The organism is Streptomyces sp. NPDC005963, from assembly GCF_040638655.1.
Lineage (GTDB): Bacteria > Actinomycetota > Actinomycetes > Streptomycetales > Streptomycetaceae > Streptomyces.
Genome location: NZ_JBEXVD010000001.1, coordinates 191,959 through 208,998, shown reverse-complemented (window position 1 = coordinate 208,998; position 17,040 = coordinate 191,959). Strand labels below are relative to the sequence as shown.

The 17,040-nt window shown below is 70.5% G+C and carries 14 protein-coding genes and 1 pseudogene; 6 read left to right on the top strand and 9 right to left on the bottom strand.

Annotated features, from left to right (window positions below):
• The 6 genes and pseudogenes from paaB to paaN form a co-directional block, all read right to left on the bottom strand.
• A complete protein-coding gene (gene paaB, locus ABZ348_RS00815; protein ID WP_358927897.1) occupies positions 1–297 on the bottom strand; it encodes a 1,2-phenylacetyl-CoA epoxidase subunit PaaB in 297 nt (98 codons plus the stop codon).
• Positions 294–1,259, bottom strand: coding sequence for a 1,2-phenylacetyl-CoA epoxidase subunit PaaA (gene paaA / locus ABZ348_RS00810; RefSeq protein WP_358927895.1), 966 nt, complete (start codon positions 1,257–1,259; stop codon positions 294–296). The genes paaB and paaA overlap by 4 nt, the downstream gene beginning before the upstream one ends.
• 194 nt (positions 1,260–1,453) lie before the next feature.
• Positions 1,454–2,308 (bottom strand): 3-hydroxyacyl-CoA dehydrogenase family protein, encoded by an 855-nt coding sequence (locus ABZ348_RS00805; RefSeq protein WP_358928773.1) that lies wholly within the window; start codon positions 2,306–2,308, stop codon positions 1,454–1,456.
• Between the two features lie 74 nt (positions 2,309–2,382).
• Positions 2,383–2,634 (bottom strand): annotated as a pseudogene (locus tag ABZ348_RS00800) (enoyl-CoA hydratase/isomerase family protein); the annotation flags it as partial.
• Between the two features lie 113 nt (positions 2,635–2,747).
• Positions 2,748–3,971: a thiolase family protein gene (locus ABZ348_RS00795; RefSeq protein WP_358927893.1), complete on the bottom strand. Its 1,224-nt coding sequence runs from the start codon at positions 3,969–3,971 to the stop codon at positions 2,748–2,750.
• Positions 3,964–5,670 (bottom strand): phenylacetic acid degradation protein PaaN, encoded by a 1,707-nt coding sequence (gene paaN / locus ABZ348_RS00790; protein ID WP_358928771.1) that lies wholly within the window; start codon positions 5,668–5,670, stop codon positions 3,964–3,966. The genes ABZ348_RS00795 and paaN overlap by 8 nt, the downstream gene beginning before the upstream one ends.
• A gap of 300 nt (positions 5,671–5,970) precedes the next feature.
• Between paaN and paaK the strand changes: the two genes are divergently transcribed.
• The gene (gene paaK / locus ABZ348_RS00785) at positions 5,971–7,329 is read left to right on the top strand and encodes a phenylacetate--CoA ligase PaaK (RefSeq protein ID WP_358928769.1); all 1,359 of its coding nucleotides are present in this window, start codon (positions 5,971–5,973) and stop codon (positions 7,327–7,329) included.
• Between the two features lie 133 nt (positions 7,330–7,462).
• Positions 7,463–8,416 (top strand): helix-turn-helix domain-containing protein, encoded by a 954-nt coding sequence (locus ABZ348_RS00780; protein ID WP_358927891.1) that lies wholly within the window; start codon positions 7,463–7,465, stop codon positions 8,414–8,416.
• Positions 8,417–8,581: 165 nt separating this feature from the next.
• Here ABZ348_RS00780 and ABZ348_RS00775 read toward each other — a convergent pair whose 3' ends face one another.
• The 3 genes from ABZ348_RS00775 to ABZ348_RS00765 form a co-directional block, all read right to left on the bottom strand.
• On the bottom strand, positions 8,582–9,841 hold the full coding sequence (locus tag ABZ348_RS00775) for an acyl-CoA dehydrogenase family protein (RefSeq protein ID WP_358927889.1): 1,260 nt from the start codon (positions 9,839–9,841) through the stop codon (positions 8,582–8,584).
• A gap of 144 nt (positions 9,842–9,985) precedes the next feature.
• Positions 9,986–11,425 (bottom strand): aldehyde dehydrogenase family protein, encoded by a 1,440-nt coding sequence (locus tag ABZ348_RS00770; RefSeq protein WP_358927887.1) that lies wholly within the window; start codon positions 11,423–11,425, stop codon positions 9,986–9,988.
• A 368-nt stretch (positions 11,426–11,793) separates the two neighbouring features.
• Complete coding sequence (locus tag ABZ348_RS00765; RefSeq protein WP_358927885.1) at positions 11,794–12,396, bottom strand: helix-turn-helix domain-containing protein; 603 nt, start codon at positions 12,394–12,396, stop codon at positions 11,794–11,796.
• A gap of 345 nt (positions 12,397–12,741) precedes the next feature.
• On the opposite strand from ABZ348_RS00765, the gene ABZ348_RS00760 reads away from it, so the two are divergent.
• The 4 genes from ABZ348_RS00760 to ABZ348_RS00745 all read left to right on the top strand — a co-directional run bounded on the left by ABZ348_RS00760 (position 12,742) and on the right by ABZ348_RS00745 (position 16,992).
• Complete coding sequence (locus ABZ348_RS00760) at positions 12,742–13,506, top strand: hypothetical protein (protein WP_358927883.1); 765 nt, start codon at positions 12,742–12,744, stop codon at positions 13,504–13,506.
• A gap of 265 nt (positions 13,507–13,771) precedes the next feature.
• Positions 13,772–14,698, top strand: a complete 927-nt coding sequence (locus tag ABZ348_RS00755; RefSeq protein ID WP_358927881.1) for a zinc-binding dehydrogenase — start codon at positions 13,772–13,774, stop codon at positions 14,696–14,698.
• A gap of 114 nt (positions 14,699–14,812) precedes the next feature.
• On the top strand, positions 14,813–15,808 hold the full coding sequence (locus ABZ348_RS00750; protein WP_358927879.1) for an LLM class flavin-dependent oxidoreductase: 996 nt from the start codon (positions 14,813–14,815) through the stop codon (positions 15,806–15,808).
• A gap of 74 nt (positions 15,809–15,882) precedes the next feature.
• Positions 15,883–16,992, top strand: coding sequence for an alkene reductase (locus tag ABZ348_RS00745; protein ID WP_358927877.1), 1,110 nt, complete (start codon positions 15,883–15,885; stop codon positions 16,990–16,992).
• The last annotated feature ends 48 nt before the right edge of the window (positions 16,993–17,040 follow it).

Sequence of the window (17,040 nt, the reverse complement as noted above, 5' to 3'; positions counted from 1 at the left end):
TCAGATGTGCGGGACGTCGTCGGGTATGTCATAGAAGGTCGGGTGTCGATAGACCTTGTCCGCGCTCGGCGTGAAGAACGGGTCCTTCTCGTCGCGGGTGGAGGCGGCGATGTGCTCCGAGCGCACCACCCAGAGGGACACGCCCTCGTTGCGCCGGGTGTACAGGTCCCGTGCATGGGTGAGTGCCATGGCGTCGTCGGCCGCATGCAGCGAGCCCACATGGACGTGGTTCAGTCCGCGCTTGCCGCGCACGAACACCTCGTACAGCGGCCAGTTCCCCTGCGAAGTGCCGCTCATGCCGCCTCTCCTTGCTGCTCCCGGGCCGCCCGCTTGGCTGCGTGTGCGGCTGCCGCCTCGCGGACCCAGGCGCCCTCTTCGTGGGCGGATCGACGCCGCGCCACCCGCTCGGTGTTGCACGGTCCTCCGCCACTGATGACGCGCTGGAGTTCGGACCAGTCGGGAGTGCCGAAGTCATGGCGTCCGCGCCCCTCGTTCCACCGAAGTTCGGGGTCGGGGAGCGTCACACCGAGCTTCTCGGCCTGCGGGACGGTCATGTCGACGAACCGCTGGCGCAGTTCGTCGTTGCTGTGGCGTTTGATCTTCCAGGCCATCGAGGCGGCCGAGTTGGGCGAGTCACCGTCGGGCGGGCCGAACATCATCAGCGACGGCCACCACCAGCGGTCCACCGCGCCCTGCACCATCTCCCGCTGGGCCTCGGTGCCGCGCATCATCGTCATCAGCATTTCGTAGCCCTGCCGTTGGTGGAACGACTCCTCCTTGCAGATCCGCACCATCGCCCGGGCGTACGGCCCGTACGAACTCCGGCACAGGGGGACCTGGTTGCAGATCGCCGCACCGTCCACGAACCAGCCGATGACGCCGACGTCGGCGAAGGTGGGCGTGGGGTAGTTGAAGATGGAGGAGTACTTCTGACGCCCCTCGATCAGCCGCTCGGTGAGGTCCGCACGGTCGGCGCCGAGCGTCTCGGCGGCCGAGTAGAGGTAGAGGCCGTGCCCCGCCTCGTCCTGGACCTTCGCGAACAGGATGGCCTTGCGGCGCAGCGACGGCGCGCGGGTGATCCATTCGCCTTCGGGCTGCATCCCGATGATCTCCGAGTGGGCGTGCTGCGCGATCTGTCGGATGAGCGTCCTGCGGTACCCGTCCGGCATCCAGTCACGCGGTTCTATGCGCTGGTCGCGAGCGATCGTCGCGTCGAAGTGCTCCTGGAGCGGCGCTTGCGCGACGGATGGCGTGGTCATCGATACAGCTCCCTACCGATCGTTCGGTTGGCTTGAGTCTGCCGTGTTTTCCACGGCCGGGCAAGACCTGGCCGAGGGCCCCGGCTATTGCGTGATGACAGCGACGCCTGAGATGAGGGCGCACCCGACCCGATCCCGCCCGCTGCCGGGCTGCGCCGCCTCGGGCTGACGGCCGTCGGTGGTCGCATCGGTGGTCACGGCCACGGATAGAACCCCTGTCCGCTCTTGCGGCCCAACTCACCGCGGGCGACCTTCTCACGCAACAGCCGTGGTGGGGCGAAACGCTCGCCCAGCGTGGCGTGCAGATGCTCGGCGATGGCCAGGCGCACATCGAGCCCGACCAGATCGGTCAGCCGCAGCGGCCCCATCGGATGCTTGTAACCCAACCGCATGGCGTCGTCGATGGCCTCCGGCTCGGCCACCTGCTCCTCCACCATCCGGATCGCCTCAAGACCCAGCGCCACGCCGAGGCGGCTGCTGGCGAACCCGGGGGAGTCCCGGACGACCACGTCCTTCTTGCCGAGGGAGTGGGTCCACTCCAGCGCCGCCCGTACGGTCGTGGGCAGCGTCTGCGACCCCACCACGATCTCGACCAGCTCGGAGGCCGGCACCGGGTTGAAGAAGTGCATCCCGACGAAACGCCCGGGGTGGACGAGTGCCGAAGCCAGCTCGGAGACCGAAAGGGAACTGGTGTTGGTGGCCAGCACGGTCCGAACGCCCACGGCCCGCTCGGCGGCCGACAGCAGCCGCGCCTTCAGCGCCGTGTCCTCGGGGACCGCCTCCACCACCAGATCGGCCGTCGCAGGCAGTGCTTCGACCGACTCCACGGTGGTGACCCGGCTGAGGATCCGCTCCATGGGCTCGATCAGCTTGCCCCGCTCCGCCGCCCGCTGGAGCCCGGCGCCGATCCGGTCCCGTGCGGCAGCCGCGGCCGATGCGTTCCCCTCGGCCACCGTGACCGTCGAGCCCGCCGCGGCGAACGACTGCGCGATGCCGGCGCCCATCCTGCCGCCGCCGATCACTCCGACGACCACGGGTGCGGACGGCACGTGCCCCTGGGCACCGGCGTCCTCCGGCCGCTCCCCTCCCGACCGTTCTTCCACCGGTGGTTGCTTCTTCGGATTCATGCCGTGCCCTCTCGTTCCGTCGACCGCTCCAGGAAACGGGTCATCCGCTCCCTCTTGTCCGCCCCTTCGAACAGGACCGCCTGCGCCAGATCGTCGGCGACCGGATGGGCACCGGGTGCGTCCACCACGAGCTTGGTCAGACGCAGTGCTGTGGACGAAGAGCTGGCCATCCGGTCCAGCAGTGCATGGGCCCGGTCCAGCAGTTCGCAGATCGCGTGCAGTTCGCTGACCATCCGGGCGCTGATGGCGTTCCGAGTCCGCGGTCGGTTCAGGGTGACCACGACCCGGTCCGCGCGCTCCTCCACCAGGAGGGTTTCGTACGTCGCCGACCCCGGTGAGTCCCGGTCCGTCATCGTGTCGTTCACACCCGCTCCACCAGCATCGCAACGCCCTGCCCCACGCCCACGCACAGCGTGGCCAGGCCGCGCCGTGCGTCCTCGCGCTCCAGCCGGCCGATCAGCGTGAGCAGGATCCGGGCGCCGGAACAGCCGAGCGGATGTCCCAGCGCGATGGCACCGCCGTCCGCGTTGACCCGTGCCTCGTCCAACTTCAGCCGTCGGATCACGGCCAGTGCCTGAGCGGCGAACGCCTCGTTCAACTCGACCGCGTCCAGGTCGCCCGCCACCAGGCCGGCCCGGGCGAGCACCTTCTCGGTGGCGGGAACCGGACCGAGGCCCATCAGGTGCGGCTGCACACCGGCCGATGCCGAGGTCACGATCCGGGCCCTCGGCGTCAGACCGAACCGCCGCACGGCCGTCGCGCTCGCGACCACCAGGGCTGCGGCTCCGTCGGACAGGGGCGAGGCGGAACCGGCCGTGACGATTCCGTTCTCCCGGAAGATCGTTCGCAGGCTCCCCAACTTCTCCAGGGTGGTACCCGGACGGGGGCCCTCGTCCTCGGTGACCCGACCCTCCTTCACGGGCACCGGTACGAGCTCGCGGTCGAAGTGCCCTGCTGTTCGAGCGGCGACGGCCCGTTGGTGGCTGCGGAGCGCGAAGGCGTCGGACTCGGCGCGGCTGATGCCGTCGAGCGCGGCGACCTCCTCGGCGGTCTCACCCATCGACAGGGTGATCTTGACCGCCTCCGGCCCGGCACCTGTGGGCACCGCCCGGTCGGCCGTAGTGAAGCGCGGATTGGTGAACCGCCAGCCCAACGAGGTGTCGTGGACCTCTCCCGGTTTCGCCCAGGGGGTGCCGGGTTTGGCCATCACCCAGGGCGCGCGGGTCATCGACTCGACTCCGCCCGCCACCACGATCTCGGCCTCACCGGAGCGGATCGCCTGTGCGGCCGAGGCCACGGCGGTGAGGCCCGATGCGCAGAGCCGGTTGACGGTGTACCCGGGCACGGTGTGGGGGAGTCCGGCGAGCAGCGCCGCCATCCGTGCGACGTCCCGATTGTCCTCGCCCGCCTGGTTGGCGGCCCCGAGGACGACCTCGTCCACGGCTTCGCCCGGAATGCCCGCGCGTCGCACGGCCTCCCCGACCACCAGGGCCGCCAGGTCGTCGGGGCGCACCGAGGCCAGCGCGCCGCCGTAGCGGCCCTGGGGGGTACGGGCGCCGTCGATCAGGAAGATCTCGTCAGACACGGATGGACTCCTCGGCGGGTACGGGCCGTCGCGACTGGAGGGTGGTGAAGCGGCCGGTGACGAAGGCGGGGTCGGACAGGGTGGCGCTGGCGGCCGGGTTGGCGGAGCTGCCGTGGAAGTCGCTGAAGGCGGCGGACTGGTTGACGTAGACCTGGCCGGTGAGGTTCTCCGAGAGGTGCACTCCGGCGTCCAGGGCGGCACGCTCGGCGGCCTCCAACACCTCTTCGTCGGTGGAGTGGACGGCAGCGGTCAGGGCGCCGTGTTCGCCCACGGTCTCGCGGAAGAGGCGCAGGCTGTGCTCGGTGGATTCGGTGCCGATGACGAAGGAGACCGGACCGAACCACTCACGGGCGTAGGTCTCCCGATCGCTCTCCGCCTCCAACCGTGCCACCAGGGGGGTCCGTACGACGGCGTCCGGATGTTCCGGGTGCCGTACGGGGGTCGACGCACGGACCGTACGCCCGAGCCCGGCGGCTTCGTCCAGACGTGCCAGGACCCCGTCGTTGACGAGCGCGCCCAGGGTCCCGGCAGCCCTGGCCGGGTCGGCGAGCAGCCGGTCCAGCGCCACGGAGAGGTCGTCGGCGAACGCGTCGGCGGACTTCGTCCCCTCGTCGGTGGCGAAGCCGTCCCGCGGGATCAGGAGGTTCTGCGGTGCGGTGCACATCTGGCCGCTGTAGAGGGAGAGCGAGAAGGCCAGATTGCCCAGCAGCCCCCGGTAGTCGTCGGTGGAGTCGAGGACGACCGTGTTCAGGCCCGCCTTCTCGGTGTGGACGACGGCCTGCCGTGCGTTGTCCTCCAGCCAGTCGCCGAAGGCGGTCGAGCCAGTGAAGTCGATGATCCGCACATCGGGGTGGAGGGCGAACACGGAGGCGTTGCGGTCCTCGGGTGCCTCGGCGGCGAGGATCACCAGATCGGCGTCGAAGCCCGCCTCGACCAGTACCTCGCGGGCGGTGTGAACGGTGATCGCGAGCGGCAGCACGGCTCCCGGGTGCGGCTTGACGACGACCGGGTTGCCGGTGACCAGGCTTGCGAACAGGCCCGGATAGCCGTTCCAGGTCGGGAAGGTGTTGCAGGCGACCAACAGGGACACTCCCCGGCCGACCGCGGTGAACTTCTTGTCCATCACCAGCGGCCCGCTCTTGCGCTGCGGCTTGCTCCACCGTGCCGTGCCCGGGTGGCGCTTCTGCTCCGCCCACGCGTATGCGACCGCCTCCAGGCCGCGGTCCTGGGCATGGGGTCCGCCGGCCTGGAAGGCCATCACGAACGCCTGTCCGGTGGTGTGTTGCACCGCGTGGGCGATCTCGAAGCTGGCCGCGTTCAGTCGGGCGAGGATCTCGGCGGCGACGCCGGCCCGGGTGTCGGGGCCCGCGTCCCGCCAGGGTCCGGTGGCCGCTTTCGCGGCGGCCACCGCCTCGTCGGGGGTGACGCGGGGGTAGGTGATGTCGAGGGGAAAACCGTAGGGGGAGGTCTCGGTGGCCGCCACGACGCCTTCGCCGGGGTGGCCCGGCAGCGCGAAGTGGGTGGCGAGCCGTTTCTGGAAGGCGACTTCTCCGTCCCGGGCCGCATCCTCGCCGTAGGCGGATCTGCTCGGCGACTCGGGGTACGGCGTCCAGTGCCGGCGGCTCGCCGTAGCGGCGACGGCCCGCTCCAACAGTTCGCGGTGGCGTGCGAAGAAGTCCGGACGGTCAGGGGGCTTCATGGGCATGTGTTCCACCTCTTGACAGGCAGCGGGGCGGCTGGATTACTGGGCGTGGCGCAAGCTAACCGAATGTTCGGTCGGGAGGCAAGACGGTGTGGACGGTGACACAGACCACTGGTTCGACGCCCAGGGACACGACGCCCACCGATGTCGCCGCGGTCCCGGCTCCCCGGCACCGGCTTGACCCCGCATCACGCGGCCGGGGCGCGAGGCGGGACACGACGACAGCACAGCGAAAGGCACGACGGTGACCAGGACACCGAGCACGACGACGAAGGAGTCGCGATGAGCAGCGAACCGATGGCCGCGGTCCCCCCGACCGACGCCCCGGCCGCCGGCACCCGACCCCGCGGCCACGGGGAAGCGATCCCTCCCGACCTGCTGGACGACGGCGAGCGACTGACCCGCGTACAACTGGAGGAGCTCCAACTCGACCGCCTGCGCTCCACACTGCGGCACGCCTACGACAACGTGGAGCTCTACCGCACGCGATTCGACGCAGCGGGGGTCAGCCCCGACGACTGTCGTTCGCTCCAGGACCTGGCCCGATTCCCCTGCACCACCAAGGCCGACCTCCGGGACACCTACCCCTTCGGCATGTTCGCCGTCCCGATGGCGGACGTACGGCGCGTCCACGCCTCCAGCGGCACCACCGGCCGGCCCACCGTCGTCGGCTACACGGACAACGACCTCTCCATGTGGGCGGACGTGATAGCCCGCTCCATCCGGGCGGCGGGCGGCCGACCGGGCCACAAGGTGCACATTTCTTACGGCTACGGCCTGTTCACCGGGGGCCTCGGCGCGCACTACGGCGCCGAGCGGGCCGGATGCACCGTGATCCCGGCCTCCGGGGGCATGACGGCACGCCAGGTCCAGATCATCCAGGACTTCCAGCCCGAGATCATCATGATCACCCCGTCCTACATGCTCACCCTGCTCGACGAGTTCGAGAAGCAGGGGATCGACCCGCGCACCACCTCCCTGAAGGTGGGCATCTTCGGCGCCGAGCCCTGGACCGAGGAGATGCGCCGCGAGATCGAGGAGCGCGCAGGCATCCACGCAGTCGACATCTACGGTCTGTCCGAAGTGATCGGGCCCGGCGTCGCCCAGGAGTGCGTGGAGACCAAGGACGGGCTGCACGTGTGGGAGGACCACTTCTATCCCGAAGTGGTGGACCCCCTCGGCGATGCCGTGCTGCCCGAGGGCGAAGAGGGGGAGCTCGTCTTCACCTCGCTCACCAAGGAGGCGCTGCCGATCATCCGCTACCGCACCCGCGATCTGACCCGACTGCTGCCCGGCACCGCACGGCCCGCCTTCCGCCGGATCCAGAAGATCACCGGTCGTTGCGACGACATGATCATCCTGCGTGGGGTGAACGTCTTCCCCAGCCAGATCGAGGAGATCGTGCTGCGGACCCCCGGCGTCGCCCCTCACTTCCAGATCGAGCTGACCCGGCGGGGAAGGATGGACCACATGACCGTCCTCGTCGAGGCACGGCCCCAAGCCGCCGCCGAACAACGAGAGGCAGCCGCCCGATCCATCGCCCAGAGCGTCAAGGACGGGGTGGGCATCACCGTCGAGGTGCGGATCGTCGCCCCCGAGACCCTGGAGCGCTCCCTCGGGAAGCTCCGCCGGGTCAAGGACCTCCGCCGGGCATGACGACGATCCCCCGTGTCCGGGCACGGTCGACGCCGCCGCGCCCGGACACCGGGGCCGAGCCGGTCCCGAGCACCGCACTTCTCGACCGGAGGCGCGAACGAGCACAATGGCGTGATGGCGAAGGAGGCAGCTCATGGCCGGCACCCCTGACAACCGTGAGCACAGCGAGCGGTTCCAGACGCTCGTCTCCGACGCGTTCGCACCCCTGCGCGTCCACCCCGACGAGAACACCGCAACGGACGGTCCCGTCCCCACGCTCGGCAGCGCAAAGCCCGGGCAGATCCTGGTCACGCGGATCACCGGCGGGCCGTGCACCGTGCTGCGCACGCCCTCGCTCATCGGCTCGGGCGACCGGGAACTGGTGAAGGTCGCGCTGTACGGACGGGGGCGCGCGGGCGTCGAGCAGGACGGCCGCCAGTGTCTACCGGCACCGGGTGACCTCGTCCTCTACGAGACCGTACGGCCGTACCGACTGCGCTTCTGGGACCCGTTCGACCTCGTCGTCCTCGGCATCCCGCGCACCCTGCTGGGGCCCCACGTCGATCCGCTGACCTCACGCACCGCCTCAGCAGTACCGACCGGCGGTGGCGGCAGACGGCTCGCCGCAGCCCTCCTGCGCGACGCGGCGGACGACCTCGACGCCTGTACGGGCAGCGGAGGACCGCACCTGGCGGACGCGCTCGTCTCGGTCGTCCTGACGGCGCTGGCAGAACAGCCGGTAGACCTCCGTCCCGCCGATGACCTCGGCGAACGCATCCTCACTTACTGCCTCGGCCGGCTGGCCGACCCCCGCCTCTCCCCGGAATCGGTCGCCCGCGCCCACCACGTCTCCGTGCGCTACCTCCACAAGGTCCTCCAGCGGCGTGGGGTCACCCTCGCCTCCTGGATCAGGGGCCGCCGGCTGGAGCGCATCCGCCGGGATCTGGCGGACCCCGCCCTGTCCGACCGCAGTGTCTCCGCCATCGCCGCCGGCTGGGGCTTCCTCGACGCCACGCACCTCAGCCGCGCCCTGCGCGCCGAGTACGGGCAGAGCGCGGCTGAGATCCGCCGCGCGGCGGGTCAGGGAGTCGCCACCACGGACGGGTAGAGCGCGGAGGGGGCTGACGACGTGTCCGTACGGTGTGTTCCCCGGGGGCTTCATCGAGGGGTATGTCGTTCGGACCCGCGCTCGGGACCCGGTAGGTACGCACGGGTCCGGAGCGCGGGTCCGATTGATCGGCTCGCCACAGCACGGCTGTGGCGAGCCGATGCGTCACGGTGCCGTGCCGAGATAGGTGGCGGTCGGGTCGTAGGACGGATCGGCCAGCATCGCGTGCAGTTGACGCCGGCGGACCCCGAGGTTGCCCCCGTCGAACAGCGGATACACCAGGGCGTCCTGAAGTATCTCGGCGAGCGGGTTCTCATGGCTGTAGCTGTCCATGCCGACGACGCGCATCAGATCGGTGATGACGCGTACCGCCGTCTCCGAACCGAACACCTTTGCGTACAGGGCGAGTTCCGCCGCTGCCGGGCTCCGGGTGTCCAGGGCATGACACGCTCGCCAGGACAGGTAGCGGACCGCTTCCATCGCCGCCTTGGCGTCCGCGAGCGCGTACCCCACGGCCTGGTGGTCGATGATCGGCACCGCGCCCGCCCGTCGCTCCCGCTTGGCGAAGTCGAGCGCGAACTCGAATGCCGCGCGCATCTTGGCCAGGGCGAACACCCCGACCAGCGCGGCGGTCGGCACGAAGCTCCCCGCGATGATCTGGCGCCCGGCGCCCGGGGCTCCGAGGACATTGCCCTGCGGTACGCGCACATCGCGCAGGGTGATCGTCGGTGTCTGATGGGCTCGATGGCCGAGTAGATCGAGGCTGGTGTCAAGAGTGAGCCCGGGGACGGGTCCGGGCACCAGGATCACCGACAGCGACTCGTCCGGCGATGCGTCCGGGCTCGTCCGGCAGACCACGGCCAGCAGATCGGGTCCCTCGCCGTCCCAGCCGCCCGCGCTCGACACCCACTTCTTCGCGCCGTTGATGACCCACTCACCACGCTCCGCGTCGAGCACCGCGGTGGTGCGGACCCCTTCGGCGGGCGCCGGGGCGTCATAGTTGGCGCTCCCTCCCGGCTCGCTGAACGCAAAGGCTGCGAGAGGGGCGCCCGAGGGCTCCAGAAAGCGCCCGAAGTGCTCGTGCATCTGCTCGGGGCTCCCGGCCGCCATCAGGGGAGTGAGGCCGAGCGTGACCGCGAACAGGGTGAGCGAGACGTTCGCGTCGACGGCAACGAACTCCTCGGCCACCAGCGCGAAGTCGACCATGCCCCGGCCGTCCCCGCCGAGCGGCACCGGCAGGATGCGGCGCAGCCAGCCGTCGGCGATGACCTGTTCGTAGATGGGGCGCGTCGCCTTCCAGCGCTCCTCGGGATCGGCGAGATGCCGGGTGGCGGGGCCCACCTCGGTGAGGACCTTGTGGGCGAAGTCCCTTGCTTCCTGGCGCAGCTGTCGCTGTTCGGGGGTGAGGGTGAAGTCGATGGCCATGCGGGGTGCTCCTCGTTCGGCGCGCCGCCGGGCGGCGCGGGTACTCCATTGGGCCGCGGCCCTGTCGAGGCCGGCGTCCGGCGCGGACTGGCTCGGCGTGTCGGTCCTGCCGGATCGGCGCACCCGGCAGGACCGTGCGCAACGTCAGATGTGGCTGGTCCAGATGCTCTTGATCTCCGTGTAGGCCTCGATGGCCGCCCAGCCCATCTCCCGACCCAGGCCGGAGGACTTCATTCCGCCCCAGGCGGCAGCGGCGTCCAGGCCCTGCATCATGTTGATCCACACCGTGCCGGCCTTGATCTGTCGGGCCAGGCGGCCCGCGGTGCCGATGTCCCGGGACCAGATGGCGGCGGCCAGCCCGTAGGCGGAGTCGTTGGCAAGGCCCACCAGTTCCTCCGGATCCTCGTACGGCATCACCGCGAGCACCGGGCCGAAGATCTCCTCCCGGGCGATCCGCATGTCCTGCCGCACCCCGGCGAAGACGGTCGGTTCGTAGAAGAAGCCCGACGCCAGTGCGCCGTCGGGGCGGTTGCCGCCGGTCAGCAGTTCGGCGCCCTCCTGGCGGCCGAGGTCGACGTAGTGGGCCGTCTGCTCGACCTGTTCGGCCGAGACCAGCGGTCCGAGATGGGTTTCGGGGTGGAGTCCGTTGCCGAGCCGCAGCGAACCGGCGGCCCCGGCGAGCTTCTCGGCGAATTCGTCGTGGCGCTTGCCGTCGACGTAGAAGCGGGTGTACGCGGCGCAGACCTGACCCGAGTTGAGCAGACCGCCCATCAGATTGCCCTGCACCGCGGCGTCGATGTCGGCGTCGGCCGTGATGACGCTCGGAGCCTTTCCGCCCAACTCCAACGACACCTTCTTCAGCGTCCGACCGCACTCCGCCCCGATCTCCCGCCCGGCGGCTGTGGATCCGGTGAAGGAGATCTTCTTGACCAGGGGATGGCGCACCAGCGCCCGGCCGGTCTCCGGGCCGCCCGTGACCACATTGACCACTCCGGCGGGGACACCCGCCTCCGCGATCAACTCGGCCAGCCGCAGCGCGGACAGAGGGGTCTGCTCGGCCGGCTTGATCACCACCGTGTTGCCGGTGGCGAGGGCCGGGGCGAGCTTCCACACCAGGATCATCAGCGGGAAGTTCCAGGGGGTGATCAGCCCGCAGACGCCGAGCGGTTCCCGGACCGACCGGTAGTCGACGTCGGGGATCGACAGAGGGGTCGTCACACCGGTGATCTTGGTGACCCAACCCGCGTAGTAGCGGAAGTGCTCGACCGCGTTCGGCACCGAGAACCCGGCGCTCACATTGAGCGGTTGTCCCTGGTCCAGGGTCTCCAACCGGGCCATTTCATCGGCGTTCTCCTCCAGCAGGTCCGCGACCCGCAGCAGCAGCTTCGCCCGGGCGGCGGGCAGCAATCCGCCCCACTCACGGGACTCGAAGGCCGCGGCAGCCGCCCGTACGGCCGCATCCACCTCCGCCTCGGTCGCCTCGGGCACCTCGGCGATGACCTCCGCCGTCGCCGGGTTCAGGGTGGGGAAGGTGGTACCGCTTCCCGCGGTCCACTCGCCGCCTATGAGCATGTCGGTGCGCATGTGGTGTTTCTCCCTCGAAGGTGAGCACGTCGACGGACGGAGCGGACGCTTGTTCGCCGAGGTTCTCGATGGGGTGTCGACGACCCGGAGCCCGGAGCGATGTCCACGACAGGACGATCACGCCCGACGTGAGTCGGCCGTGCCGGCGCCCCGTGCTCCGACAACCTCGTCGTCGCCGTGACGGAAAGCTAGACCGGCGGGTTTGCCGCTGCTCGCCACTGGGCGCACGGACAGTCGCCGATGCGCGCACGGGCCAGGTACCCCGCTCGCGTTCTCGGCGGGAAGGCGCGACTGTCACCCGTCCGCTCGGGGCATGCGAAAGCACCCTCCGGCGAGGTGGTGCGGGAGGGTTGGGCAGGGTGGCTTGGCTAGCCCGTGAACTGGGCCCGGGTCGGCGCGGGGGCGGGTAGCGGGTGGGCGCTCTCGGGGCGCAGGGCGTCGAAGATCATGGACAGATAGCGCTGCCAGAGGCCGGGAGCGTCCTCGCTGATGCTGAGCACCGCTTGTGACGCGGCGCTCAGCAGGAGCACGATGTCCAGCCCCGTGACGTCGTCGCGGATCGTCCCCGTCTGCTGTGCCCTGGCGACGAGGGTCTCCGCCACGTCCGCGAGGCGTTCGCGGGAGGCGTGGACGGCGGGCTCGCTGCGGGAGAGCGCGGCGGCGGCCTGGCAGAAGGAGCGGTCGCGGGCCTGGATCTCCGTACCGATGGTCATGAACTCGAAGAGCGCACCGGCCGGGTCGTCGGACTCGGCGAGCTGGAGCCCGGCCGTGACCAGTTCTTCCAGACGGTCGCTGAAGATCTCGGCGAGCAGTTGTTCCTTGGTGTCGAAGTGCCGGAAGACCGTGCCCTTGCCGATGCCGGCGCGCGTGGCGATGCGGGTGATCGACACGTCCATGCCGTTCTCGGCGAACTCCGCAGCGGCGGCGTCCATCAGCAGGCGTCGGTTGCGCACGGCGTCAGCTCTCATCATGTTCCCCATCCTACCTAATCGGACCGTGCGGTCATGTTGTGCTACGGTTCAAACATGACCGAGCGGTCCGGTTAGTGCATCGGGACGCACGAGGACACCCGGGCGACCCCTGGCCGGTGCAGCTGTTGCACCGTGCTGCGGGGGAGCCTGCGGTGGACCGTGTGCCCCTCACCGGTCCCACGGCACGAGGCGCCTCAGAGCCGAGTGCCACAGGTCTCGGCGCGGCCCCGGCAAGGGGCCGCGCCCTATCAGACCTCCCCGCCCGGCCTTCGACACGGCCGGGCCGCCGCGAGCGGGATCGACCGGATCCGGGGACCAGCAACAGGCAGTGAGAGAGGAAACGTCATGGACGTCCGCGGTTACGAGACCGGCCCGATCAAGGCGGAGGCGGCCTTCACCTCCGACTTCCCCCTGGACGACCGCTACTCCACCCAGGACCTGGTCGACATGTTGGAGCGCGAGCGCCCCAACATGGACATCCGCCCGGGGATGCGGCACAAGTACACCCCGTTGCGCTTCGACCCGGCCACCGGCGTGAAGTACATCGGCGGTCGCTACCTCTTCGACACCTGGGAGAACGTCCTCGACTACAACCACTTCACCAACGAGGAGCTCTTCCCCGAGCCCGGCGTGAAGTTCTGGTCACGCTTCCCCGGCGTGGACAAGCACTACTGGAAGGTCACCGGCGCACACGACTTCAAGCCGATGGCCACCTCGCACCACGTCAACCGGTTCGAGCGCTACTCCTACACGAACGAGAACGTCGAGCAGCTGTTGGCGGAGATCTGGCCGACCGTCCGCGACGAGGCCGAGAAGCAGGGCCAGTCCAGCATCTGGCTGATGTTCCAGCCCGAGGAGAAGCAGATCGGCATCCTGACGGTCGCCGAGAAGAGCGACGACGCGGACCGGTCCGTCGCCATTTCCCAGGGCCTGGAGCGCCTGGAGGGGGTCGAGCCCTTCGGCCGCTTCCTGCCCGTGCAACTCGGTGCCGAGCAACTCATGGACCGGACCAGCCTGATCATCTCGTCCTGGCTGCCGGAGTCCCGGGCCCTGGGCGGGGCGCACTCGTCCTTCGACGTGTCCCCGCCGCACCCGAAGCCGCAGATCTGATCGCGGCATCGCCGTCGACCGGGGGAGCGGTGTGAACGGGCGCCCGGCCGGAACACTCTCACTGTTCCGGCCGGGCGTCCGCGTCGATGGCCGGCGGGGACATCCGGTCGCCCGCCGCGGCTCGGGGCCGTTCCGTCAGCGGTCCCCCGCAGGTCCGGCCATGAGGTCCGGACGGCCGGGTACGGCGGCGAACGCCCGGTCATAGGCAAGTGCCACTCAGCGACACATTTAGCGATCCATCCCAGAGACCAACCGGAGGAATCCCATGCGCGCCCTGATCGTCGACCGCTCCGCCCCCGGACAGTTGCGGCTCGCCGAAGTGCCCGATCCCGTTCCCGCACCCCATCAGGCACTCGTCCGCGTCGCGGCGATCTCGCCCAATCCGGCCGAGTTCCGCTACATACTTCCGGGCGCGCCCGACGGAACGGTGCTCGGCTGGGACGCCGCCGGAGTGGTCGAGCGGGCCGCCGCGGATGGTTCCGGTCCCGCGGTCGGCACTTCGGTGACTACGCTCGGCCTCGGCGGGGGCTGGGCGGAGCTACGGGCCGTCGACACCGCGCTGGTCGGTACCGTCCCCGACCACGCCGACCTCGGCGAGATGAGCACCCTGCCCGTCTCCGCCGGGAGTGCGCTGCGCGCCCTGCGCAAACTGGGCCCGATCCTGGGTCGGCGGGTGCTGATCACCGGCGCCACGGGCGCTGTCGGCCGGTTCGCGGTCCAACTCGCGGCCAGGGGCGGGGCTCACGTGATCGCCGTCGCCCGGAAGCCCGGACCGGCCGATGAACTGCGTGCCCTCGGTGCCCACGAGGTCGTCACCGGACCCGGCGGGATCACCGCGCCCGTCGACGGCGTGCTCGACCAGGTCGGGGGCGCCGACCTCGCCGCGTACTTCGACGCGCTCGGCGAGGGCGGCACGCTCGTACTGACCGGCGCCGCCTCCGGCGACACCACGGGCTTCCCACCGGGCAGTCTCCTCGCCGACCCGATGCGCCAGAACCGCTCGATCGTCACCTTCTTCGAGATGGCCGACGGCGGCATCGACAGAGACCTGACCTGGCTCGCCGCCGAGGTGGCCGCCGGGAGGCTGCGTACGCACACCGTGTGGCGCGGCCACTGGACCGACGCCGCCGACACCCTCGACGCCGTACGCGAGAGCCGTCTGGCGGGAAAGGCCGTCCTGGACCTGTCCTGACGCCCGCCCCAGCCGCCGTGCCGACCACGGCCCGGTTCCCCCACCGGAACCGGGCCCCGACCCACCATTTCGTACGGGACCGACCCCGGCCCCACCCACCCCGAAAGAACCGTTATGCCCCGCTACTCCGACATCCCGCTCTCCGTCCTCGACCTCTCCCCGATCCGCAAGGGCCGGCCCGCCGCCGAGGCACTGGAGAACACCGTCGCGCTGGCCCGCGCCACCGAGGCGTACGGCTACCGCCGCTTCTGGATCTCCGAGCACCACAACACCCCGGCGATGGCCAGCTCCGCGACTTCGATCATCATCGGCCAGGTCGCCGCAGCCACCGAGCGGATCAGGGTCGGAGCGGGCGGTGTCATGCTGCCCAACCACGCCCCGTACGTCGTCGCCGAACAGTTCGGCACCCTCGCCACCTACCACCCGGGCCGGATCGACCTCGGCCTCGGCAGGGCACCCGGAACCGACCCCTGGACCACGCGCGCCCTGCGGCGCGAGCACCAGAGCGGCGCCGACTTCCCCGAGCAGACAGCCGAACTCCGCGGCTACCTTGCGCCCGGCAGCGCCGAGCGCAAGGTCCGCGCGATCCCCGGCGAGGGCGTCGACCTGCCCGTCTACATCCTGGGCTCCAGCACCTTCGGCGCGGCCCTCGCCGCCCGCGAGGGCCTGCCCTTCGTCTTCGCCTCCCACTTCTCACCCGACCAACTCGGCACCGCACTGGCGCTCTACCGGACCGCCTTCCGCCCCTCGGCGACCCTGGCGAAGCCCTACGCCGTCGTCGCGGCCAACGCGGTCGCCGCAGACACCGACGCCGAAGCCGTACGGATCTTCAGCTCGCTCCAGCAGAAGTTCCTCACCCACTTCCGGGGCGGCATGGAGTTCCTGCCGCCGATCGAGGACATCGACGCAGCATGGACCCAGCAGGAGGCACAGATGGTGAACGCCATGCTCGCCGAGTCCTTCACCGGCACACCGGACACCGTCCGCCGCGGCCTCGAAGACCTCGTCGACCGCACGGAAGCCGACGAACTGATGATCGTCAGCGAGGCATGGGACTTCGACGCCCGCCTGCGCTCCTACGAACTGCTCGCCAAGAGCTGGAACCTCTGACCCCACGATCCTCCAACCCCAACCCCAACCCCCCCACCCCACGGCCTCACGACGAAAGACGGAAAGGACCCGCCGTGCCCGCGCCCGCCGCCCTCTTCGAGCCCACCCGGCTCGGGGACCTCACCCTGCCCAACCGCATGGTCATGGCACCGATGAGCCGCGCCCGTGCCAACGCCGACGGCACTCCCGGCAGTCTGATGGCGCACTACTACACCCAGCGCGCCTCGGCGGGGTTGATCGTGGCCGAGGGCACTCACCCGGTTGCCGCCGGGGCCATTGGCCCCGACGCTCCCGGCCTGTTCACGGACGCGCACCAGGACGGCTGGGCGCGGATCGCGGACGGGGTGCACGCGGCGGAAGGACACCTCTTCCTCCAGCTCATGCACGCCGGGCGGCTGGCGCACCCGGACTTCCTGCCCCAGGGGTCGATTCCGGTGGGTCCATCGGCGGTGGCCGCCGACGCCCTCGTCCACACCTCGGGCGGCCGGGTGCCGGCCGTCACCCCGAGGGTCCTCACCGACGGCGCGATCCAGGAGCTGATCGAGGACTTCGTCCGCTCCGCCCGCCGCGCCGTCGTCGCAGGGCTGGACGGGGTGGAGATCCACGCGGCCAACGGCTATCTGCTCCACCAGTTCCTCGCGGACAACACCAACCTCCGCACCGACCGTTGGGGTGGGGACGTCGAAGGCCGCATCCGACTCACCGTGGCAATTGCCCGAGCCGTCGCCGACACCATCGGCCCGCACCGGGTCGGTGTGCGCATCTCACCCTCCAACCCCTTCGGCGACCTCGACGAGACCGACCCGTACGGCACGTACACCGCACTCGTCCACGCGCTCGCCCCGCTCGGGATCGCCTATCTCCACCACGGCGAGACGGGCACGGAACTCGACACCGCGATACGGGAACTGTGGCCCACCGCGCTCATGGTCACCCCGCTCCCAGCCGACCGCGACAAACCCGAAGCCGCCGCCCATTCCCTGCAACGCGGCGCTGACCTCGTCTCCTTCGGCCGGGACTTCCTCGCCAACCCCGACCTCGTCACCCGCTGCCGCATCGGCGCGCCCCTCAACGAAGCGCGCCGGACGGGCTTCTACGGCGGAGGAGCCCACGGCTACACCGACTACCCCAGCTTCGCCCACCCCACCGGGCCGAACACATCGAACACGGAAAGCGGACGGTAGGAAGCGTCGAACCGGTGCCCCTGCGTGCCGGGGCACCGGTTCGACTCC